This window comes from Bacteroidota bacterium (assembly GCA_041658205.1).
GTDB lineage: Bacteria > Bacteroidota > Ignavibacteria > UBA10030 > UBA8401 > UBA8401.
This window is the reverse complement of record JBBAAO010000002.1, coordinates 719983-743839: the sequence shown is the minus strand read 5'-3', so window position 1 is coordinate 743839 and position 23857 is coordinate 719983. Positions and strand designations below refer to the sequence as shown.

16 protein-coding genes and 1 CRISPR repeat array are annotated in these 23857 nt (G+C 40.4%); of the genes, 6 read left to right on the top strand and 10 right to left on the bottom strand.

The window, feature by feature from the left end:
• Positions 1–48 precede the first annotated feature (48 nt).
• Entirely contained in the window at positions 49–4785 is a 4737-nt protein-coding gene (locus WDA22_15015) for a PKD domain-containing protein (GenBank protein ID MFA5834786.1), read from the top strand.
• A gap of 79 nt (positions 4786–4864) precedes the next feature.
• Here WDA22_15015 and WDA22_15010 read toward each other — a convergent pair whose 3' ends face one another.
• Positions 4865–5305, bottom strand: a complete 441-nt coding sequence (locus WDA22_15010) for a Spy/CpxP family protein refolding chaperone (protein MFA5834785.1) — start codon at positions 5303–5305, stop codon at positions 4865–4867.
• Positions 5306–5486: 181 nt separating this feature from the next.
• On the opposite strand from WDA22_15010, the gene WDA22_15005 reads away from it, so the two are divergent.
• Positions 5487–7211: an AMP-binding protein gene (locus WDA22_15005; protein MFA5834784.1), complete on the top strand. Its 1725-nt coding sequence runs from the start codon at positions 5487–5489 to the stop codon at positions 7209–7211.
• A gap of 262 nt (positions 7212–7473) precedes the next feature.
• Here the strand turns inward: WDA22_15005 and WDA22_15000 are convergent, their stop codons facing one another.
• Positions 7474–7992, bottom strand: a complete 519-nt coding sequence (locus WDA22_15000) for a GNAT family N-acetyltransferase (protein MFA5834783.1) — start codon at positions 7990–7992, stop codon at positions 7474–7476.
• 272 nt (positions 7993–8264) lie between these two features.
• Between WDA22_15000 and cas9 the strand changes: the two genes are divergently transcribed.
• The 4 genes from cas9 (at position 8265) to cas2 (ending at position 13947) form a co-directional block, all read left to right on the top strand.
• Positions 8265–11771, top strand: a complete 3507-nt coding sequence (cas9, locus tag WDA22_14995) for a type II CRISPR RNA-guided endonuclease Cas9 (GenBank protein MFA5834782.1) — start codon at positions 8265–8267, stop codon at positions 11769–11771.
• Between the two features lie 160 nt (positions 11772–11931).
• Positions 11932–12564, top strand: a complete 633-nt coding sequence (locus WDA22_14990; protein ID MFA5834781.1) for a hypothetical protein — start codon at positions 11932–11934, stop codon at positions 12562–12564.
• 50 nt (positions 12565–12614) lie between these two features.
• The gene (gene cas1 / locus WDA22_14985; protein MFA5834780.1) at positions 12615–13550 is read left to right on the top strand and encodes a type II CRISPR-associated endonuclease Cas1; all 936 of its coding nucleotides are present in this window, start codon (positions 12615–12617) and stop codon (positions 13548–13550) included.
• A gap of 91 nt (positions 13551–13641) precedes the next feature.
• Positions 13642–13947 carry a CRISPR-associated endonuclease Cas2 gene (gene cas2 / locus WDA22_14980; protein MFA5834779.1) on the top strand — a complete coding sequence of 102 codons (306 nt, stop codon included), beginning with the start codon at positions 13642–13644 and terminating at the stop codon, positions 13945–13947.
• A 162-nt stretch (positions 13948–14109) separates the two neighbouring features.
• A CRISPR array of direct repeats spans positions 14110–15134; the repeat unit is 36 nt; unit sequence ACTGTCGAAACTCTACCTTTGAAATCAAATCACAAC.
• Positions 15135–15259: 125 nt separating this feature from the next.
• Here the strand turns inward: cas2 and WDA22_14975 are convergent.
• The 8 genes from WDA22_14975 to WDA22_14940 form a co-directional block, all read right to left on the bottom strand.
• Entirely contained in the window at positions 15260–17662 is a 2403-nt protein-coding gene (locus WDA22_14975; GenBank protein ID MFA5834778.1) for a response regulator, read from the bottom strand.
• Between the two features lie 144 nt (positions 17663–17806).
• The gene (locus WDA22_14970; GenBank protein MFA5834777.1) at positions 17807–18070 is read right to left on the bottom strand and encodes a hypothetical protein; all 264 of its coding nucleotides are present in this window, start codon (positions 18068–18070) and stop codon (positions 17807–17809) included.
• A 6-nt stretch (positions 18071–18076) separates the two neighbouring features.
• On the bottom strand, positions 18077–18469 hold the full coding sequence (locus tag WDA22_14965) for a co-chaperone GroES family protein (protein MFA5834776.1): 393 nt from the start codon (positions 18467–18469) through the stop codon (positions 18077–18079).
• A gap of 70 nt (positions 18470–18539) precedes the next feature.
• On the bottom strand, positions 18540–19004 hold the full coding sequence (locus WDA22_14960) for a nucleoside deaminase (protein MFA5834775.1): 465 nt from the start codon (positions 19002–19004) through the stop codon (positions 18540–18542).
• A 19-nt stretch (positions 19005–19023) separates the two neighbouring features.
• Positions 19024–19863: a class I SAM-dependent methyltransferase gene (locus WDA22_14955; GenBank protein MFA5834774.1), complete on the bottom strand. Its 840-nt coding sequence runs from the start codon at positions 19861–19863 to the stop codon at positions 19024–19026.
• A complete protein-coding gene (locus WDA22_14950; GenBank protein MFA5834773.1) occupies positions 19860–21323 on the bottom strand; it encodes a radical SAM protein in 1464 nt (487 codons plus the stop codon). The genes WDA22_14955 and WDA22_14950 overlap by 4 nt, the downstream gene beginning before the upstream one ends.
• Positions 21320–22243 (bottom strand): hypothetical protein, encoded by a 924-nt coding sequence (locus WDA22_14945; protein ID MFA5834772.1) that lies wholly within the window; start codon positions 22241–22243, stop codon positions 21320–21322. The genes WDA22_14950 and WDA22_14945 overlap by 4 nt, the downstream gene beginning before the upstream one ends.
• Before the next feature lie 311 nt (positions 22244–22554).
• Positions 22555–23856: an NAD(P)-binding domain-containing protein gene (locus tag WDA22_14940; GenBank protein ID MFA5834771.1), complete on the bottom strand. Its 1302-nt coding sequence runs from the start codon at positions 23854–23856 to the stop codon at positions 22555–22557.
• Position 23857: the final 1 nt, after the last annotated feature.

The following is a 23857-nucleotide window of genomic DNA, read 5'->3' as shown; positions in this document are numbered from 1 at the left end:
GGTCTGTTGTTCAGCAACATTATTATAGATCGGAAATTATTGGCTTCATTGTCTAAATATATTGGACAAACAGGAATGGTATTTTTACTCCTGTTATTCTGTTCTTCATTTCTGTATTCACAAGAAGTGTTTCTTTCCGTTTCCGGGAATAAAGCACTCGTGAAAGAAACCGGTGACAATACCCATCAATATGATTTTTGGATCAAGCCCGAACTTACTGCAAGGAACGCAACGTTACACATTTTTGATGCAGGTTTAGGCGGAGTTGCGGATATTATTCTGGGAACAATGGAGACAAAAACGACATTTGAACTTATTCCGTTCGATGCGTTATATACATATTCAAATGGAAAACTTTCCGTTACCGCAAAAACTGCAAAAGCAAATGTAAAACTGACAACACTGGACGAACAACAATACTACAATCGCTGGAAAAAATTTACAACACTCGATCAGTCCTCCAAGAATGGGTGGATTCTCCGGGTTCGCGGTGGCGACGGAAACGACGTCAACAGTTTTCAATTGATTGTAGCAGATTCAAATTCTGTTACATCCCTTCGTACTGATTGGTCTATCCTCGCGATTGATCTCTCTGTCTGTTTATACCGTGTGCCGCCAACAGCGGAAATGCAGCTTCGTCCTTTTCAACCTCTTGACAATACAATCTCATCGTTTGTATCGATGGGTGAAGAACAGGTTCATGTTGGTGTTCGGGATGAATTCGGAAATTATTCAACACTTCCGGTGGCAAATCGGTTCTTTCTGTCAACACTTCCCAATGGAATGAAAAACAGCTGGGGATTGACGATCACTGGTTCTCCTCTTAAAGTGAACAATCTAGTGATTAAAGGAGCCACCTCTCTCATTCTGTGGGATCTCAAACCGACCATTGTCCGTCAACCGCAAAAGCCATCCATCGATGCAGTGCAATTAGCTGGTCCAGCTTGCAACAGCGTGGTACTTGCATTGAATGAAGCAACAAAGAAGAATCTTTTTGGCGGATTACCAAAATGGAGTTATGGAAAAACCATCATCGAAAAAGATTCCGCTGAAATTGATTTCCAAAAGCCCGGGAAGAATTTTGTTTCGGTATACATTCCCACGCGCGGCATGTATTTTCCGAAATATTGGGAACAACAGATTTCCGTTGTTGTGAATGCCGCACCGAAAGCGATCATCACCGCGGATAAACTCATCGCAGCACCGGGAGAGATCATAACACTCTCTTCCGAATCATCTTCCGATCCGGAAAATGCATCGTTGTCGTATCAATGGTTTGTCAACGGAGAATTTCGCGGCGATGAAAAAATTCTTACTCTCTCCAGTCTTTTGCCGACAACCTACGATGTTAAACTTGTGGTCAACGACGGCGCCCCGAACTCCTCCTGCACCGAAGCAGCGACTGAACAAAAGATCCGCATCAACGCACAACCGTATGTTGATGTGAATTTCAGAACGATCTTTGGGCGATCAACTGCAGTTCCGTTTGTTGTGGAAAATGATGCGGATAATGACAATGATGAGCTTGACTTTCTTTGGACAGGCAGCGGTATTGTCGGACCGAATAAAGGAAATTCGATTTCAATTAAACAAGATAAAGCCGGAACATACTCGCTCACATTAACTGCAAACGATAGAACAAACACTTCGAACTCCACTTTTACGCAGACGATATCATACCGAGTAAATGCGGAACCACTCCCATCGTTTGACCTGATAAAGCAGGCGGCTCCGGGAGATACACTGAATATACGAGCATCTGCAATTGATGAAGATAATAATTCCATAGCGTTCTCTTGGTCATCCACTGCTGGACATTCATTGACCGGTGAACAGACAGCAATCGCGTTTTCTTCGCCGGGAAACTATTCCATCACCCTCACGGCTGATGACGGCGAAAATGTTGAAAATTCTGTTCAATCCATCACCCGTGATATTCACATCAACGCGCCGCCAATGCCGGCGATTACTGCGGAGCGACGCTCGACATCCGCACGGCAAAAAATTTCCGCAGAGAAGACAACCGATGCCGATCAAAAAGAACTTGTGCATACATGGGATTTTGGTGACGGCACAACGGGAATCGGAAAAAATGTTGTGCATGAGTATCAACAAAGTGGAAGATACACCATCACTCTTACAGTGGATGATCGACAACGACAAACAAACAGTATCCAAAAAACTACGCATGAGTTAGCGATCAATCGTTATCCCACTGCGCAGTTCTCTCTTCCAACAAAATGGGAACCGACGCGTCCTCTGCAGGTTGATGGTTCACGCAGCAGCGATCCCGATGGATCAATCGCAGAATATAAATGGTTTGTTAATGGGAAAGAGGTTGCTACAGGAGCAAATCCTTCCATTACGTTTGCTGAAGCGGGAGATTATGCCGTTGCCCTAAAAGTAAAAGACAATTCCGGATTTGACGACGCTGTTGCGATTAAAACAATTCCCATCCACATCAACTACCCGCCAATAGTCCGGTGGAAAATGATTCCGGAAGTTGCTGAACCGGGTGTTGCTGTAACGTTTGATGCAAGCGGATCAACAGATAAAGAAACGAAAAAACTGACAACCGCCCGCTGGAGTTTTTCCGACGGAACGACTGCCGAAGGGATGAAAATAACAAAAACATTTTTACGTTCAGGGACAATCACCGTTAATACTGTCGTTAATGACGAATCCGGATTTGCCAATTCCGCACAATCGCTCCAAAAAAATATACTTGTAAATGCATCACCTCTCATTGTCACTAAAACATTGATCAAAACAAATTCTCGCCGCATTCTTCTTGATGCAAGTCAGAGTTATGATATCGATAAGCATGCCGTGAATTTTGAATGGCTCCTTCCTGATAGAACACGCGTCAATAAAGCAGCGTTCACCTGGGATGCGCCATCAGGAGGTGTTCATTTTATTACATTGACCGCAAATGATGGACAGGGGCGAAAGAACAGCATCACGCGAGAAACGATAAAGATTCTTGTCAACAGACCTCCTGTTGCTGTGGTTGACTCACTTGTTTATTCGTGTACCGGGCAAACAATTCTGTTTAACGGCTCACTCTCTTACGATCCCGACGGAGATGCAGTCTCAACAAAATGGGATTTCGGTGATGGTGCGGCATCCACAGAAACAAATCCTGCGCACACATATAAGACACCCGGATATTACACAGTAAAATTATTGTTGGATGACGGTTTTGCAGATCAACCAACAACGGCAACAATTCCAATCATTGTCGAAGGTTCTCCCGTCGCGTATCAAACATTTATCGATACGACCATTTGCGTTAATGTCCCCTTGGAATTTGACGGAACACGGAGCATCGATCCAAACGGACCGATCGGTTCGTATACGTGGGATTTTGGGGATGGAATAAATTCGCTTGGTTCTAAAGTTTCCCATGCTTACACAAAAGCCGGAACATATTTCGTTACACTGACAGTAGTTGGAAGCGGCAGCGGAAGATGCAGCAAAGTCAGTCAAATAACTTCTTCGATTCATGTAATCGAAGGGCCAACGGCAAACTTCATTATGCCGGAGCGTGTCAGCATTGGAGAACTGGTGAAGATTGATCCAGCCCTTTCCAAACCAAATGGAACTGTCTCCGCCGTACGATGGAAACTGGGAAAAGACACAAGCATCAACGCTGCTTCGTTAAACCAAATTCAATATCGATTTATGAAAGCGGGAACATACGAAATTGAATTGGTAATCAATATTCAATCGACATCAAACTGCAATACGGCGATGCTGATGAAAAAAATCATCGTCAATGAACCACCGATTATTGTTTGGAATATCCCGACCGATGCCGCACTGGGAGATCAACTGGCGCTGGATGCATCACATTCGTCCGATAATGATGGAATCATTGCACAGTATGATTGGAAAATTGACGGAAAAAAAATCGGAACGACGCCGATTGTTACCGCAGCGAATCTTTCCGCAGGGACTCATACTGTTGATCTCATGATCACTGACAATTCGCAAACAGCATCCCAATCCGTGAGCAAACAAACAACGGTGCGAATTAATTCAAAACCAAATCCGGTTTTTTCATTACCGGAATTACTCTATGAAGATGAAATCATTACACTGAAACCGGAAATACGAACTGATGCAGACGGTGACGCATTGAAGTTCTCTTGGAGAGTCAATGGAACTGTTGTTTCTCCGGATTCTGTGCGCTTCTCTGCCGGGAGAATGATCGTAACGTTAACGGCGGACGATGGAAGAAATGTTCGGAATTCGGTTGACTCCGTCCAAAAAGAATTCTTTGTCATCGCTAAACCCAATCTTGAAATCGAATATCCAAAAGAATGGATCATCGGCACAGAGATCAATGCAAACCAATTGTACGGCAACGGAATGATTAATTTTCTGATCAATAATCGCAGTGAGTCATCTTGGAAACCGATGACCTCCGGGAAACAATCCACTGCCATTGCATGGACTCCCAAAGAGAAACCGTTGGCACAAACATCATTCGATATCATGGCATGGGATTCGTTAAGATTCTCGGAAAAGCCGGAGACGCAAAATATTATTTGGAATCCGTCAAATCCAACGGTTATTCTTCACGCTCCTAATGTAAATCGTCCCGATAATGCAAACATAATCTATGAATGGCGAAAGGGAAAAGATTCATTTGGTGTAGGAAAAGTTGTTGACGGACTATTAAACAAAGGAAAAAATGTTTTTACCGTCCGAGCAATCGATCAGGATATTCAAGGTGCGCATCCGGTAGAGATTGATGTCGTCGTCAACTGCGAGTATTGATTTTACAGATAACAGAGAATGATTTGCAGATTTTGTTTTAAAAAAGTCCGACAGATATACCGTCGGACTTTTTTTATACTCATCCCCGGTATTTTTTGAACTTTTCCAATTTTTCTTTCAACACCGCTCTCTGTTCTTTCGTCAACGAGTTATGGAATTGTGTGTATTTTGCCACAGCAAATTGACGTAATTCTTTCCAAGCTGCTTCCCGTGCAGAGAACATTACATTCAGTTTCTCTTCGGTAATGGTTTCCTTATCCAAAACAGAAAAAAGATCGTTCACTACTCCTTCGCGCAATAATTTCATCTCGCTCTGTTTTGCGACAATCTCACCTTTTATAGAATTTAAAGTCTTCTGTTGTTCCGCCGTAAGATCAAGTTCATCGGTGATCTTTTCAGTAATCCAGTCGGCATGCTTCGCCATTCGCTTTGCACTATCCTCTTCTCTGTGAGTGCGGCACCCGAAATATGCCGTACTTGTTACAAGCAAGACCATTCCCATAACGATAAATTGTTTCATACTGCCTCCTGATGGTGATAAAATTATTGTAGATGGGGTTATGAAGTATGACGTAGCATCAAAAGAAATATTGTAATTAGGACTCTTCGCTCCGTTGACGAATATTTCTTTCCTTGTTCAACAAGTGAAATTGCGCTACATTTTTAGACCTTCTTTTGACACAATCCTATTGAGGTCATTCATGAAAACGCCGATCAAAATCTTTCCTGTTCCAGCTATCACATCATTGCAAGACATGATCATTCAATCTTCAAAAAGATATGGCGATAAACTTGCGCTTGAAGATTTGAACGACACACCGATACCGCGTTTAACATACGCAGCATTAATGAAACAAATTTTGAAGTTTGGTTCGGCTCTTAAAGCACTCGGGATCAAAGAGCGAAGTCATATTGCGGTGATCGGCGAGAATCGTGTTCAATGGGCGCTCAGTTATTTGACCATGTCATGTTTTAATTATGTTGTTGTTCCCATCGACAGAAATTTGCATCAAAACGAAATCCTGAATGTCATTCATGAATCCGATGCTGAAGCGGTTATCTTTACCGCCCAATATGAACAGATCTTTATCGAATCACATTCATCTCTTCACAACGTAAAGCACTATATTTCCATGGATCCGATATCATTGGGAAAACTTTTCCATTCCATGTCCGAATTGATCAGAAATTCTCACGGTTGCGCAATCGACGAACTTCCTAAGATTAATCCAAACGAGATGGGGGCTATCATTTTCACTTCCGGAACACTCGGAAGAGCAAAAGGAGTGATGTTATCGCAGCACAATATCTCCTCGAACTTGACGGCCATGCTCAGCATTTTTATGATGTACCCCAGCGACCGTTTTCTTTCCGTACTGCCGATTCATCACACATACGAATGCAATTGCGGGCTGCTTTGCCCACTGTATGCCGGTTCCTCAATCCATTTTGCGCGTTCGCTAAAAACTGTTGTGGAGGATCTGCAGCGCGTGAAAGCAACAATCCTGCTCGGTGTGCCGCTGTTGTACGATAAAATGTTCAAACGAATCCACAAAGGAATTCAGGAAAAAAAGACGGTGGCAAAAGTGCTTAACCCTCTCATTAAATTCACCGATATTCTCCAGACCGTTGGATGGAAAAATGCAAAAAAATCAATCTTCAAAGAGCTCCATCATAAATTCGGCGGTTCGATTCGATTCTTTATCGCGGGAGGTGCCGCTCCCGATCCATTGGTGGCAAAAGGATTACGGGATTTAGGATTCAATTTCATTCAAGGATATGGTCTTACCGAAACCTCTCCTATTCTCGCGCTGAATTCGCCCTTTAATCTGAAAGACGACGCTGCCGGTTTTCCGCTGCCCGGGGCCGAAATACGTATTCACGAACCGGATAAGGAGGGAATCGGCGAAGTGTTCGGAAGAGGTCCGAACGTCATGTTAGGGTATTATAAAAATCCGGCTGCAACGGCAGAAGTGTTTCACGACGGATGGTTCAAAACCGGCGACCTCGGATATTTTGATGACGATGGATTTCTTCATATCAGCGGAAGGAAGAAGAATGTGATCATTTCAAAATCAGGAAAAAATGTTTTTCCGGAAGAGATCGAAGATGTGTTAAACAGAAGTCCATTCATTTTGGAGTCACTGGTGTATGGCGCCGAAGATGCAAAACTTGATGAGATTATTTCTGCTCAGATTGTTGTTGATGCAGAGGCATTTATCGAACTGGCAGAATCAACCGGGAAAGAAATCACAAAAGATTTTCTTCATCAGGTCATTGCCGATGAAGTGTCAAAAGCGAACAAACAGATCAGCAGTTATAAGCAGGTCAGAAAATTTATCATCCGCGATCAGGAGTTTTTGAAGACCACAACGCAAAAGATTAAACGGTTTGCCAATCTTACGCCGCAGCCTGTAGAGGAGTAGAAATTGACTAGAAGCCATCTCAAAAATGAAACTATTGCCATTCTGAGCAAGCCTTGGATGTTTTTATACTAAGCGCAGCGAAGCCCCGTTGTTCGGGGTGCCGTACATGTAAAAAACTTATCGGCAAATCTGATACTATTTTCAGATTCTTCATCCCGATAGACAACATCGGGATTCAGAGTGACCGTGATTTTGTGTTTTTTAGATGGCTTTTAATAGAAGAAAAAGAAGGAGCCCACCTTAAATGTGGACTCCTTCGGACTTACCTTCGATGCCACGCCATAAAAATATCATCCTCAAATCCCCCGTTGACACTTCTGATCCGTTCCACTAAGCGCCCTTCCTGTTTGAAACCGAGTGATTCATAAAAACGAAGTGCGCGTTCGTTGCTTTCCCGCGCAAGCAATTCTATTCGGAGAATATCCGGACGATTCGCTTTTACATCATTCAACAGTTCGTTAAACAACGTTTTCCCGATCCCTTTTCCTTGGTATGCCGGATGGACAGCAATGGTAAGATCGCCTAGTACGTGAGCAAATGTTGTAAGACCGTTACCGTAGCAATGGATCTCACCAACAATCTGCACAGGATTATTTGTCACTGCAACGAGTTCAATACCATAAGTGATACTTTTGGAGACAAAATACTCAATATAGTCATGCGAAATCTCGAAAGCTTTTCGAGCAAGAGTTCCTTCCACTGCTGCTACATGTTTATAAAGCTCCTCGATGGCAGGGATATCATTAATAAACGATCTTCTGATGATAATGTCGTCCATCATATTTAAAATAAAAACGGCGCGACCGAAGCCGCGCCAAGTTTTTCACTTCGGCATATAGCCTTATTGTGATAAGATTTCAAAGGTAGTAAAGAAATCTTGATTCAAATATAATGCTTTTTTATTTGATGTCAACTGGTAAATTGTTCGAACTTGATAAAAATAAATAACACAAAATTGTCTGTTAAAATACCGTTATTCAGGTATTGTATTTTACTCTTAATTTGTTTACCTCATCGGTAATTACTACAACATAAACCTGGGGATCAATTTATATGGCAAAAATACTAGGACTTGATCTTGGAACGAATTCTATTGGGTGGGCTTTAATTGATGATGCATCTAAAATAATCATTAAAACGGGTGTAAGAATATTTCCGGAAGGTGTTAATAGAGACACCAAAGGGAAAGAGGTTTCAAAAAATGAAACACGAAGAGATGCTCGGCAAAAAAGACGGCAAACATTTCGCACAAAACTTCGAAAAAAACATCTGATTAAGACTTTGCAAGATGTAAAAATGTATCCTCTTTCCAGTGATGATAAAATATTAAGAGAATATTTTCATAATAGCCCTTACGTATTACGTTCTAAAGCCCTCATTGAAAAACTCACCTTATTTGAACTCGGAAGAATATTTTTTCACCTCGCGCAACGTAGAGGATTTAAGAGTAGCCGAAAAGCAGGAACAAGTGAAGAATCTGTCATCATGAAAGGTGATGAGAAAATAGGTAAGATTGGCATCATTGATACAAACAATGCAATAGAAAAAGGCTCATATCAAACCCTTGGAAACTACCTCAATTCGATAGACACAAAGGAACAACGAATTCGTAACCGATATACTACTCGCCAAATGTATATTGATGAATTTGCAAATATTTGGGAGAAGCAAAAGAAATATTATCCTGCTATACTTACCAATGAATTAAAAGAAAAAATCGGAAACACCAAAACAGGAATATTGTTTTTCCAACGTCCCCTCCGTTCACAAAAGGGACTTGTAGGGAAATGTACATTTGAAAATGGTAAAACTCGTTGCCCTATAAGTGCAATACCATTTGAGCTTTTTCGAACATATCAATTTATTAACTCAATAGAAATTTATAGCCCTGATGGTGAAATACTTAATTTAACTGATGATCAAAGAGAAGAAATTGTTTCTCTTTTTAATAGAAAAGAATCAGTAAAGTTTTTTGAAATCGTAAAACGACTTGGCTTTTTAAAGGGGTATAAATACAACTACAGTGCAGATGAAAAGAAAGGTGATTCGAGACCCGGAAATAAAACTATTATCCAATTGTCGAAACTATTTGGCAAAGAGTGGGATTCTTTTTCTGAAAATGAAAAAGATTTACGTTGGCACATAATCTATTTTGCTAATGATAACGAATGGCTAGAAAACTATGCACGGAGCAACTGGAGCGTTACTGATGAACAAATTGAACAATTAAAGAAAATAAGTTTCAAACAAGACTATGCCAGTTTAAGCAGAAAAGCTATCAATAACATTCTTCCTTTTCTCAAAAAAGGATATACATATTCAACCGCTGTAGTTTTAGGAGGTGTCCGAAATTTTTTTGGCGAAGATCGTTATTTAAAATTTGATACAAACCAAAGCGATACAATAGAAAAAACGGTTTTGGATATTTTGCAAAACACAAAAAAGAAAGAAGCAGTTATAGATGTAATAAGAGACTATTTAAAGAAACAATTCAATCATACAGATAAAGATTTGCAAAAACTTTATCACCACAGTGATCTCGATGCGGTAACACAAAAACAAATTAAAACGGAACTTCCTAAACCGCCAAATGTACGCAACCCTATTGTTCAACAAGCTTTGTATGAATTACGAAGCCTTACAAATGCAATTGCAAAAGAATTTGGATCTCCCGACGAAATAAAAGTTGAACTTGCTCGTGAAATGAAAGTTCCCAAATCAGTCCGAGAAGAAATCCATTGGAAACAAAAAGAACGTGAAGGTGAAAATAATGAAGCAAAAAAGGTTTTAGACGAATATGGACTACGCCATTCAAGACAAAATATTCAAAAGTATTTACTCTGGAAGGAATGCAAACATCAATGTCCATATACTGGAACAGAAATTTCAATCAAGCATTTGTTTGAAGAAGGATTCGTTCAGATAGAACACATTTTCCCTTGGAGTGTCTCCTTGGACGATTCAATGGCAAATAAAACCATTTGTTTAGTAAAGGAAAATCAAGCAAAGGGCGATAAAACACCTTTCCAATTTTATGGAAACGATCCTTACAAATGGAACGAAGTAAAAACTCGTGCATATAAACTCCTCCCTTTTAGAAAATACCAACGTTTCATTAAGCAAGAAATTGACACAGATTTTGTAAGCCGTCAACTTAACGATACACGATATATAAGCCGTGAAGCAAAAACATATTTAGAATCTATTTGCAAAAAAGTAAATGTTTCTTCCGGTGGAGTAACTTCGGAATTGAGACATTATTGGGGATTAGATACCATTCTTAACCCAAGAATTAATGTCGGCAACTCTATACCGGAAGATAATTATTGGGCAGCAATTAATGCAGATGGCACGATAGCGGAAACCATTTCTTGGACATTTGAGCAAAAAGAAAAACCAGTGGGATTACATAAAAAAGGAAGGGTTGTTATTGGTTACGTTCGCAAAGGATATTTTTATATAACAGGCGGTGCAAAAAATAGAACTGACCACAGACATCATGCAGTTGATGCATTAACAATAGCAAACACAAAAGTAAGTTTTATTCAAGAACTTAGCCGATGGAATAGATCCAATAAAACATCCGAATTAAAGGATTTTCCTCTACCGTGGAATAATTTCCACGCACATGCTGAAACTTCAATTAAAAATATTTTGATTGCGTATAAAGCGAAAAATAGAGTTACAACAAAAATTAAAAAGCGAATACGGAAAAAGATAAATGGAGAATTGAAAGAATTTATAAGTGTCGGTGTTTCCGCTCGCGGAGCATTACACGAAGAAACTGTTTATGGAAAAAGGAAAAATATGTTTGGGGAGGAAAATGATTATTTCAATGTAAGAAAACCATTGCAAAGCTTGACTCCTGCAATGATACCAAAAATTATTGACACAAAGATTCGTGAACTAGCTTACAAAAGACTCATTAAACTCGGACTAAAAATTGACAAAGAAAATAATAAACCAATAGTAAAAACAACAAAAGATAAAGAATGTTTTGGAAAAGCGTTTGACAAATCACTTTTTCTTCCAAATGAAAATGGTGAACCTGTTCCAGTTAAAAAAGTTCGGATTCGAGTTGAATCATCAAATATGGAAAAACTAAAAGACAACAATAATCAATGGGTTGAACCAGGAAGCAATCATTGTGTTTCAATTTATGAAAAACCAGATGGTTCGCGGTTTGGGCTAATGACTTCATTTTTAGAAGCTGTCGAAAGAAGAAACCAAAAAATAGATGTTGTTGATAAAAACAACTATGAGGGAAAGTTTGTTATGAGTTTATCTAAAGACGAATTAGTTCTCATGGATTACGATCAACAAGATATCAATTGGAGTAATCCTCCATCACAAATTGAACTTAGCAAGAAGTTATACAAAGTTCGAAAAATGACATCTACAGGGAAAACTATAATGATAACATTCACCTATCACATTGCTTCAAATGTAAACGCCGATGCTGATCCAGCACCTATGGTTTTAAGAAAAGTACCTAATGTGCTAAAGGCTCTTAAAGTCATTATAACCCCGACAGGAAGAATAGAACCAGCTAAACAATAGCATGCTTAAACGCACCCTCTTCATCGAAAATCCGTGTCATGTCAGTTTCAAGATGGCAAACCCTTCCTGCGTTTGCCTTACCCGCCATCTTTTTGGCGGGAACGCAGGCAGGGTTGCGCGTTGATAGAATTGACATTGCTATAATATAGATAAAAGTACTATGGCAAAACCACAGCCACTATTAGAACCCGAACAATTTTATCACGTTTACAATCATGCGAACGGAGATGACAATCTTTTTCGTACCGATGAAAACTATCGCTTCTTTCTGAAATTATACTCAACATACATTCTCGGAATTGCAGAAACATTTGCCTATTGTCTGATGCCGAATCATTTTCATTTTGTTATCAGGATTCGGAAAGAAGAAGAGATTAGCAAATTTTATCACATAGAAAAGAAAACCCTTCCAGCGTTGATAACGCTGGAAGGGTTGATACGCTTAAACAGCCTGCAATTTTCCCATTTATTTAACGCATATACACAAGCATTTAACAAACTCTATAGCCGTAGAGGAAGTCTTTTTATTGACACCTTTAAGCGTCGCAAAGTTACAAGCGAAATAGATTTGTTGAACCTTATCCATTATATACACAATAATCCGGTTCATCACGGTTTTACAAAAAATATGGATGATTGGAAATTTTCATCATATAGCGTTTTCCTCTCTCCCCGTAAAACGATGCTCGCAAAGTCAGAATTAATGAAATTGCTTGGTGGAACAAAAGGATTTAAAGAATTCCACCAACGAAGCGTAGAAAAGAAATTTTTACAAACGGTTGAATTTGATTAGTACAAACGCTGGAAGGGTTCGGAATTCTTCCAGCGTTTAACTATAAAAGTATGCTTAAACGCACCCTCTTCATCGAAAATCCCTGCCATGTCAGTTCCCGACTAAATCAACTCATTCTACGGAACAAAAAAACTGACGAAGAAAAACAAGCTCCTATCGAAGATCTTGGTTTTGTGGTGTTTGAAAGTGAAGAATGTACATTTTCCTTACAATCAATCGCTAATCTGAATGCAAACAATGTTGCCGTGATCTTCTGCAACCAGAATCATATGCCGACTTCGATGTTATTGAATCTGGAGGGAAATACATTACAATCCCAAGTGTTTCAAGGCCAGATAAATGCCAGTGAACCTCTGAAAAAACAGTTATGGCAACAAACGGTTAAATCAAAAATCAGTAATCAGGCAAAACTTCTTGCCTCGTTTGGTAAAGAAACAGCTTTTTTAAAACGATGTGCGGAGAAGGTAAAAAGCGGTGATGTATCCAACGAAGAAGGAAAAGCAAGCAGATATTATTGGCAGAATATATTTGACAAGCTCAACCCTTCCAGCGTTAACAACGCTGGAAGGGTTCTAGGAAAATTTACTCGCAATCGCGACGGTGAACCGCCCAATAATCTTTTGAACTACGGATACATCGTACTTCGCGCAGCCGTTGCACGTGCGTTAATCGGTTCTGGCCTCCTTCCTACCCTTGGCATTCATCATCATAATAAATACAATGCTTTTTGTCTTGCCGATGACATTATGGAGCCATATCGTCCGTGGGTTGATCTTCTTGTTCTTCGTTCTATCAGAGATTTTAAGGATATCTCCGTACTCGATAAAAACATTAAAATACGAATGCTCAGCGTATTGACACTTGATGTTACCATTAATGAATCTACAAGCCCCTTAATGGTTGCGTTGTCTCAAACAACTGCATCGCTGGCTGAATGTTTTGCAGGAGAGCGGAAAACGATTAAATACCCGGAATTTATTCTATAACCCTGCTGCGTTTGACTTGCCCGCCGTCTTTTTGGCGGGAACGCTGGCAGGGTTTACAATTTCAATTATGCGACTCAACGCGTACAGAATTATGTGGGTTTTCGTCTTTTTCGACCTTCCGACTACTACCGACTCTGAAAAGAAGATACATGCCAGATTTCGCAAAGACCTTTTGAAAGATGGTTTTGCAATGATGCAATATTCCGTTTATATACGTCATTGCGCAAGCTTGGAAAGTTCTGAAGTGCACCTGAAACGTGTAGAGAAGTTAATTCCCCAAAAAGGGCATATCAGCATCATAAAAATCACCGATAAACAGTACGGTGATATAATCAATTTTTGGGGAAAAAAGACAACACCGCTGCCTGACACTCCGGCACAATTGGAAATATTTTGAATAAATAAACTCTTCCAGCGTTTGAAACGCTGGAAGAGTTTATCAACAAAAAATTAGCGCCAAAAAATCTACCTCAGCTACGCTTCGGTTAGATTTTTTGGCGCTTTTTTCCGACAGACACACCATTTAAGTTATTAACAAATAGAAGATTATGGATCAACTACTGTCGAAACTCTACCTTTGAAATCAAATCACAACTCAGCAACCTGCAGGTAAGCATACCATATAACTGTCGAAACTCTACCTTTGAAATCAAATCACAACCAATCTTTAGTTGTGTCTCTTCGGGAAGATACTGTCGAAACTCTACCTTTGAAATCAAATCACAACGCTTTGTCTCGGTGGCTAAGAATGCCAACAACTGTCGAAACTCTACCTTTGAAATCAAATCACAACGCTGCGGAACAGGTCATTGACATTTTTGAAACTGTCGAAACTCTACCTTTGAAATCAAATCACAACCCAACTCGGCTTCCATGCGCTTTCGTTCTTACTGTCGAAACTCTACCTTTGAAATCAAATCACAACGCAATGAGAAACATATTGCAAAATTCAGCGACTGTCGAAACTCTACCTTTGAAATCAAATCACAACGAATGAGTCGTTTAATTCAAACACCGAATGACTGTCGAAACTCTACCTTTGAAATCAAATCACAACCATGATAGAAAGTCAACACATTTTCTATAACTGTCGAAACTCTACCTTTGAAATCAAATCACAACTGAGGCACACGATAATTATGTTGCTTCTATACTGTCGAAACTCTACCTTTGAAATCAAATCACAACAACGAATGATTTTATAGTTGCAAGAGTAATACTGTCGAAACTCTACCTTTGAAATCAAATCACAACAATCGTTCAGCTTGTAGGCACAACACTTCCACTGTCGAAACTCTACCTTTGAAATCAAATCACAACGCATCGGCATATCTCCGCCGTCGTGGACGAACTGTCGAAACTCTACCTTTGAAATCAAATCACAACTGTTTCCTTTGCACTCTTTCATAAAGTGCGACTGTCGAAACTCTACCTTTGAAATCAAATCACAACTGTTGCCTCGTTAATATAAGTTGTGATAAAACTGTCGAAACTCTACCTTTGAAATCAAATCACAACAATAAACTCTTGTTGCCTTTTTCTGATTTTACTGTCGAAACTCTACCTCTGGAATTAAGTTATGTTTTTTCTAAAAACAATGTAAATTGTCAAAGAACAAAATTTTAATAATATACAAAATCATTTAGATTCCAACCAAACGAGAATGTCACAATTTTTATGACGTCTCACTGCTATCCGAAGAACAATCGTTAATGCTTTTTCCCTTCAATTGCTGCAATTTCATTTAAGAGATCGCGCTTTGTGAAGCCCGATTTCTTCATCAACGAAACGACAAAACCTTCCAGTTGTTCCCTCGTCTCATCATCAATCTCCATGGAGGTCATAATCATCACAGGAATCGTGAATGTCGCTGAAGAGTGTTTCAACTGATATGCAACATTAAAGCCGGACATTTCCGGCATCACAAGATCTAAAATAATAAGATCCGGTTTTTCTTGTGCGGCAAGAGCGAGTCCGTCTTTTCCGTTATGCGCTTTAATCACCGTACATCCTTCCGCTTCAAGAATGATCTGAACAAGATCAGTCACCGATCGATCATCATCAATCACAAGAATCTTTGCCGAGTTCTGTGCGCTTCGCCCTTCCACTCGTTTCACTGCTGCAAGCAGTTCATCTTTTTGCACCGGCTTCACAAAATATTCCACTGCGCCGAGACCAAAACCGACATTCCGTTCATCCACCATAGAAATGATGATGACCGGTATCTCTCGACAAAGCGGATGTTCTTTTAACTCGCGCAGCACCTGCCAGCCATCTTTCACCGGGATTAAAATGTCGAGCGTAATCACATCGGGTTTCCATAACTTTGCTTTTTCCAATGCTTCAACACCGTTTGTTGCAATTTCCACGATGTAACCCGACTCCGTAAGATATGTGTGAAGCAATGTTCTTGCATGAGGTTTGTCTTCAACAATCAGCACCCGTTTTTGACGCTGTCCATCTGTCGTTTCCGAAATCTTTTTGAACACTTTCTCCGCTTCATTTTCTACCTGCACCATCATTGGTATTCGCGCAATGAACGTGCTCCCTTCCCCGTATTCGCTGACAACAAATAATGAACCGCCGTGGAGCTCAGTTAACTTTTTGGTAATCGCCAAGCCGAGTCCCGTCCCTTCAATCTTTCTCGCTCCCTGATCCGTCTGCTGAAACGGCTGGAACAATGTCTGGATCTCTTCTTTTCGGATTCCGACGCCAAAATCCTGAACGGAAAATTCGATGTCATTCTGTTTTCGTCTTGCGGAAAGGATTAATTTCCCTTCGGTGTGACTGAATTTGATCGCATTAGAAACAAGGTTCAATAAAATCTGTTTCAACCTCACACCATCTGCAATAATATCATCTAACTCTTCATCCATCAACACTTCCATTGTTAATTTTTTTGCGTCAACTTGCGGCTGCACTACTTGTTTTACTCCGTCCACAAGATTCCGGACACCAACCGGAGCAAAGCGAAGGTCCAATTTGCCTGCTTCAATCTTTGAAAGATCAAGAATATCATTGATCAGATGAAGCAAATGTGCTCCGCTGGACTTAATGGCGGCATTGTATTGCACTAATGAATCTTGTGAAATAGCAGAACCTTCTTCGGCGATCAATTCCGAAAAGCCGATAATGGAATTAAGCGGTGAGCGGAGTTCATGGCTGAAAAACGCAAGAAAACGCTTCAACGTATTATGTGCTTCCATTGTCTGCGCACGTTGGATTTCCAGATCGACATTCTTTACCCGGAGTTCATCAATCAATCCACGGCGGCTGATACCGACGGTGATCTCGCTGGCCAGAAGCGAAAGGAATGATAGTTCCTTTTCCACAAGTTCGCGCGAATTATAAAGAAGAATCTCCAGCACACCGATTTTTTCCCGTTCAATCCGAAGTGGAAGTGAAACCAGCGTAGTAACATTGGTTGTAATCACTTGTTCCGGCGCAAACGAGTAAAGCACGCTGCGGGAGAGATCAGTCGTGACAATTTTACTGCCGGTAGAGAACGCTTCAATGCTGGAAAAATTTGAATCGTTTGCAACCGAAAGTGCATACAGATTCTTTTGAAGGTCGGTGAGCGACAATTCCGGAGCAAGCAGAATTAATTGTTCATCCGCGGGGCGGTGAAAATAGAGTAACACATTTTGCTGCGGCAGTTCATACTTTCTCGCGATGACACTCACCACTTCAGTGCAGAGATCTTCTAACTGGCTTGCCGTGTTGATCACAAGAGAGATATCAAGCAGTGTTTCCCGTTGACGCTCTTCAATCTTTCGCTCCGTAATATCCGTCAGAAAAACTGACAGTCCGTTTTCATTCGGATATATCCGAAAATCATACCATTTTTCAAAATTGATGTCTTTGGTATGATTTGTTGCCGTTTGAAATGTATTTGTCTCAAGAGCCAGTTTATATTTTATGCCAACATCATGTTTTTCAAGATTAGGAAAAATTTCAAAAATATTTTTTCCGATCACCTCTTCCCGCTTCCATTCTGTTCCCACCTCCGCCGCTTTATTCCAATAAGTGATGAGAAAATTTTTATCCAGCGCAAAAAAGCCGCCGGAGATACTTTCGAGAATTTCTTGAGAATTGAGAAAAGGTTCAGTCATAAGTGATGATGAATGCTAGATTCTGGATAGTGGGTGCTGGATTTAGATCCTGAATTTTTGAAAAATTTGATGATTACTTTTTGCTCGTGTGTTCTTTTTGGTCGGATTGGATAATATGATCTCATATCACGTATCCAGAATCAATTATTCTTTTCTACTCAAATGAGGCGGCTGAAAACCGCGGTACGTATCGAACTGTGAATCGTAAAAGACTAAATTAAAGTTACTATCGCGCAACGTTCCGCCGGATGGATACAAATAGAATTCCGAAAGCAGCTCAGTTTTCGTCTTGGCCAATAAGCCGCCGGATGTATAGAATTGAACGGTATAAAATCCTTTCGTAAAAGGAGCAGTTTGCAATTGTGCGTGAAGATTTTTTTCGCTAAAAATATGGATGTCGCTACTCATGCTTTCTTAACCTTCACTTAGTCCCAGCTGCGCCAATGTGTCCGGCCGGATCAGCATTAATAGATGAGATTGCTGCACAATCAAATATTGTTTCCCCTCGAATTCAATTTCGATTGCTGTATCACGAAGAAACAACGCGTAATCCCCTTCTTCGGCTTGCAATGGAATATACTTTACCGGATCTTTCGGCGTGGACCACGATTCCTGATCCATATAATTTGGATTGATAAAAGGATATCCCGGACCAATCTTGATGATATAGCCCGCCTGCACTTTATCTTTCTCTTTTACGCCGGGAGGAAGGTACAAACCATGAGCGGTTTTTTCTTGCCCTTTATCCGGCTCAATCAGAATTCGATCGCCGACAAGAAATATTTTTTTCTTTAATGAGATTGACATACTAATGGGCTAAATATACAAAGAAATTCTATTTTTAATAGTGTGGAAGATGAGTTTGGTAAAATATAATTCATCTCCTCGGATAATCGGGATGGAGTTGGAATAGTGCAATTTGTTCACCATGATGTGACACCTGCTTGCGAAAGAAATAATATTTCATCAACAATTTTCTCTCTTTTACCACATCGCGCTGATCTTTCTCTTGCAAATAATAGACATTCCGAATATTGTAATTTATACACATACCGATGCACATCAAACAGGGCTCAAATGTGGAAATCAGTACAAGACTGTTACGGTCCAATCGTGAAAATTTTTCAAGTCCCAATTTCGATAATGCATCAGAAACAGCATTAATCTCAGCATGTTCCCCCGCCGCATTGTTGCGAAACACCGTATTATATCCTTCGCCAATGATTTCTTCTCCATATAATAGAATCGAAGCGACTGGGACGTCATTCGTTTCCAACGCTTTTTTCGCCAATACGATTAGGCGGTCTAGATTGTTTGGAGAAATTTCAATTTTCCTTTTCAACGAGAATCTCATATGCCCATCAATTCTCTTGATATTTCATGGTGATAATAAACTGATCTGCGCATCTATTGAACGGCGCAAGGGTTGAAAATCGTTCGTCGCACGATTGAAGGAACGAATACAACCGCGGATATTTTTGGGGGAATTTTTCCATGTACGGCGGAGGAGAAAACGACGCCACTCCCCGAATTTTGAGAACAATGAATCGATCTCCAAAACTACGAATTACATTTGATACAGAATGATAATATGTTCTAAAATATTCTCCTTCGATGTGGGCTATGATTCCCCCTTTGTGAAGACGACGCAATCCCATCGAAGTGTTCCCCTGAAAAACGTATGCAAGTTCCCACGGACAAATTGGCGGCATAATTACCAGCGTTAAAAACCCGTTGGGTTTTACAATCTGGCAAAGCTGTTCAGCCACAGGATGAAGGTCTTGAACACAATTCAATCCGCCAAAATTAGAGAAAATATGATCGAACGTTCTGGGAGCTAACGTTCCCGCTTCGGTAAAAGAGCGTACTTCCGTGGTAATGCGGTTTTCCAATTTGTTTATTTCGATTTTCCTTTTAATCTCATTCACCATTCCATCGGCAATATCCATTGCATGGACTGAATGACCTTGCTGAGCAAAATGAACAGCATCGATTCCTGTCCCGGCATTAATGTCGAGAATCGTATCTCCCGGTCGTAAATATTCTTCAACATGTTTGTGTACAACAGAACGCATCCATTGCAGCATCATATTATTATTCTGAATACTGTCGAACAACGGCGCTTGTGCAGAAAACGCAGCATTGACATGCGACGCATTATCATTTGATTTAGTGAATAAGAGAGGATTTGGCGTTGTCATGTTTTTGAAAGTTGGCGTAAACGTAATCCGTCTATTAATATCGAAGGGATGTAATAGGCAAGCAACATCATTCTTCTCAGCCTCTGTTTTGTAAAAGAACTTTTCATGGATAGAAGTTCTTTAAGGAAGGATACACCTTGAGTGTACCGAAATATTTTGTGAACATACCGATGAAGCATCCTATAATAGCGCGGCGAATACGTTCCGCGATACATCATGGCAAGATCGTCGGAATCAGTCCAGTTTTTTTTCTCTCCCATATTTGCCTTCACCGTTTCATAGAATTTTGTACCAGGAAGAGGATACGAAACCGAAATACCAATGTTGTCTGGAAGAAGATTTTTCACCATTGCTATAGTAGCTTGGATATCTTCAAATAACTCGCCACTGTATCCGAATTGCAGAAAAAATGAGGTGTTAATCCCGTGTTTTTTTAATAATCTTCTAGATTCTGCAATTTGCTGAACTGTAATTCCTTTTTCCATTGCATCGAGAATCTTTTGAGAGCCGGATTCTGCTCCAATCCAAACTTCGGTACAGCCAGCATGCGCCAAGGCTTCCACGGTATCATCGCGAAGCAACAAATCGGCACGTGATTGGATGGTAAATGGTATTTTTACATTACGTTCGTTCACAAGAACAGAAAATTGCTGCACCCAATCTGGCGTCAGCCCAAAAATATCATCCGCAAACCAAATATGACCCGGATGTAGCGTTGATTGTATATGGAGCATTTCGTTGACAACATTTTCGGGCGAACGAGAATTGTATACCTGTCCATAAATCGGTTTTGCACACCAATTGCAGTGATATGGACATCCCCGCGTTGTTACCATATTCACGGAAAAATAACCGTGATGTTTTTTCCAAACATTTTGATATTGATGGATATCAATCAGATTCCAGGCGGGCAAAGGGAGTGAATCAAGGTTCCGTGACACCGGACGTTTTTGAGTCCTGATTATGCCATTGGAGGATACAAAAGCAATTCCCTGAATTGCGTGTAATCGAGATTTTTGGTTTGTTAAATACGCAGTGACCACTTCCAATAACGTCTGTTCTCCTTCGCCAATAATCACCACATCTGCATTGTGATCCAAGTATTGTTCTGACTGATCGGCAGCATCTGATCCATGTACAAAAACGGGAATGTTAAATTCCTTAGCAATCGCAGACATAACGAATGCTGCTTCACGCATCCGAGTCAGACACATCTTATTCAGATAATTAAAATCATCGTCGTAAATCACAAGGATCTTCGGTTGAATTGTCCGTAGTGCATCCCGAAGTTCCGTTTCTGATGAGGCCAGCATTGTATCAAATAAAGAGACTGTAATATTGTTCGATGTTAAGTATCCTGCGGCATATAACGTCCCGAGCGGCGGATATGGCGTCTGTGCTTTTGACTGTTTCGGATCAAAATGCAGAAAGTATGAATGCGTTAAGAGAACATCGGTCATTTCGATTCCTGTATTCCTAATGACGTAAGCTTCTTTTGATATTCCTTCAGAATGGCTTCTTGACAATTCTCAGGCCAGCCCGATGACACATCCGGAGAGATCATGAACATAGATTTCAATTGATCTGTTGTGACGGAACGGAATATTTTTTGCCAGTGGGTTCTATGAAATTCCATTAATCTGATGTTGATGGCGTGAAGCGGGAGGATATTCAATATCATTTCCGTGAATCTCTGTATTATCGAACGAGATGGGGAAAGTAATAATTCTTCATCCGAAACAATATCGATATTCGGTAAATATTCTTTTATCCAACCATTTTGCTGCTGATAGGCACTATAAGCAGATTGATTCCAAATCACTTTGGTTGTAGCAACTTCAACAGCGGTATAAATATTTTTTTCTTGATGTGTATAATGGTTCTCAGAAAGATAAAAATTCGTGCAAAAATATTTTGATCTGCCCAACAAGAAAATCTTACGGAACGACGTCAAGATTGTTCTGCATATCCACACGCGGTCCGGAGCGGCGATAATCATAAAATCAATATCGCTTGAAGAATCTGCAACATTCTTCGAGAGTGATCCGGTAATAAACACCCCTCTGACAAACGGCAATATTTTTATCACTCGTGCAATCATCCGTGCAATGTTCAGCATTTTTTTTGCTCGGACTTCATTTTCCATTCTATTTTGCACGATGTTCTCTTGTTTACCCGGCAAAAAAACGAGCGAACTCTCCCGCAGCAATTTTTTATCGTTCACGAGAGTCTCTATCTCGTTTTTAACGTCGGAAAGGTAAACTGAATTCTGCGGCAGATAATTGAAGATCTGTTCTTTCGTCAACGGATAGTTGAAAAGATCAAAATATGCGACTGCTTTCAGAATGCTGTCCGAAAGATTTTGAGATGGTGGATTCATAAAATATTTATCATACAACTTTCTTCAAAATAGTTTTTTCCTGCACCTTATGCAACGTTCTTTCAGAAGTGATTGGAAACAATTTCACAAACGAACATGTGTCATTGCATATTCTGAAGTTACTTTAAACGAGAACATCGTGTAGAAGTATATGGAAAGGAAGCAATCAAAGAATATTAAGAATAACATCGAGATTACTTCGTCCCAGTATAATGACATCGGGACTCGCAATGGCAGTGATTGTGGGTTTTTGAGACAACTGATAGCGGCGTTTTTGAAAATTTGATAAGTGTAGTTATCACCGAGGGAATTTATACTACTTGAGTGTGCATTTGAATACCTATCTTTTTAAGGAATTCATTTGGCAGTTCTCCGCCGGCAAAAATAAATACATGAGCATTCTTCAATTCTTGCTCTCCTCCCGGTGTCTGGAGAAGTACGGAATCTTCCCGTATTTCTTTTACATCCGAATTAAATATGACCGTAATTTTTTTACGGGAAACAAAGTCATCGATATGAGTTTTATTTCGTTCTTTAATACGGGTAAATTCTTCCTTCCGATAGGATAATGTCACTGTATTGTTATTTTGCGAGGCTAATCCTACCGCAGCTTCGATAGCTGAATCTCCGCCGCCAACGATCAGAACATGTTCGTCACGATATGTTGCAGCATCAATTAGTCTATATGTTACTTTGGAACGCTCTTCTCCCGGAACACCCAATTTCCGAGGAGTTCCTCGTCGTCCAAGTGCCAGAACTACATACCGTGCGGTTATCTGCTTTGTTGTGGATGTCAGAATAAATTCACCATTCACTGAACGAATATCCTTTACCTTTTCATTGATAGCAACTTTTAAGTTGGTCTTCTCAATAACTGCGTTCCACAACTCGAGCAATTGTTCTTTACTTGCTTCTGTGAACTTTAATTTCCCCCACAATGGAAGTTCAACCGGACTTGTCATCACTACCTTTGCTCTTGGATATTGCAGAATAGTTCCTCCAATATCACCTTGTTCAAGGATGACATAGCGAAGATTTTTTTCTTGTGCAGTCAGCCCTGCGGTTAAGCCAGACGGACCGGCACCAATAATCGCCACGTCTACCATATCATCACGCGATGCCGCCGGAAGTGTTGCGATGTGTTCAATCACTTTTTTCCCTTGGGAAATTGCATTCTTAATCAAACCCATCCCACCGAGTTCACCGACGATAAACATTCCCTTCACAGTCGTTTCAAAATTTTCAGCGAGAATCGGCAAATCTGCGCTGCGTCCCGGTTTGGCTGTCAATAATTCAATACCACCAACAGGACACGCTTCTGCACAGAGTCCATGACCAACACATTTTGCACCATGGATAAGTGTTGCTTTCCCTTCGATCAAACCTAATACCTCCCCTTCAGGACAGGCACGAACGCACACACCGCATCCGATACATTGCATCACATCTATATGCGGGTGCATCGTAAGCGCTTCGTGAAGACCGGAGATTTTCATTCGGTGAAATTTTTCGCGCGCTTTTTCCTCTTTCTTTCGGAACCGCCGTACATACGGTACAACCGTGGCAAAAATAAGAATAACGGTAATAAGAATGGTGATCAGTGTTTCATTCATT

Bases quoted from the DNA above. Each gene is read 5' to 3' on its own strand.
- cas1 (MFA5834780.1), top strand. From the start codon at position 12,615: ATGCTTAAACGCACCCTCTTCATCGAAAATCCCTGCCATGTCAGTTCC.
- cas2 (MFA5834779.1), top strand. From the start codon at position 13,642: ATGTGGGTTTTCGTCTTTTTCGACCTTCCGACTACTACCGACTCTGAA.
- WDA22_14970 (MFA5834777.1), bottom strand. From the start codon at position 18,070: ATGAGTAGCGACATCCATATTTTTAGCGAAAAAAATCTTCACGCACAA.
- cas9 (MFA5834782.1), top strand. From the start codon at position 8,265: ATGGCAAAAATACTAGGACTTGATCTTGGAACGAATTCTATTGGGTGG.
- WDA22_14950 (MFA5834773.1), bottom strand. From the start codon at position 21,323: ATGACCGATGTTCTCTTAACGCATTCATACTTTCTGCATTTTGATCCG.
- WDA22_14955 (MFA5834774.1), bottom strand. From the start codon at position 19,863: ATGACAACGCCAAATCCTCTCTTATTCACTAAATCAAATGATAATGCG.
- WDA22_15010 (MFA5834785.1), bottom strand. From the start codon at position 5,305: ATGAAACAATTTATCGTTATGGGAATGGTCTTGCTTGTAACAAGTACG.
- WDA22_14975 (MFA5834778.1), bottom strand. From the start codon at position 17,662: ATGACTGAACCTTTTCTCAATTCTCAAGAAATTCTCGAAAGTATCTCC.
- WDA22_15000 (MFA5834783.1), bottom strand. From the start codon at position 7,992: ATGATGGACGACATTATCATCAGAAGATCGTTTATTAATGATATCCCT.
- WDA22_15005 (MFA5834784.1), top strand. From the start codon at position 5,487: ATGAAAACGCCGATCAAAATCTTTCCTGTTCCAGCTATCACATCATTG.
- WDA22_14965 (MFA5834776.1), bottom strand. From the start codon at position 18,469: ATGTCAATCTCATTAAAGAAAAAAATATTTCTTGTCGGCGATCGAATT.
- WDA22_14990 (MFA5834781.1), top strand. From the start codon at position 11,932: ATGGCAAAACCACAGCCACTATTAGAACCCGAACAATTTTATCACGTT.
- WDA22_14940 (MFA5834771.1), bottom strand. From the start codon at position 23,856: ATGAATGAAACACTGATCACCATTCTTATTACCGTTATTCTTATTTTT.
- WDA22_14945 (MFA5834772.1), bottom strand. From the start codon at position 22,243: ATGAATCCACCATCTCAAAATCTTTCGGACAGCATTCTGAAAGCAGTC.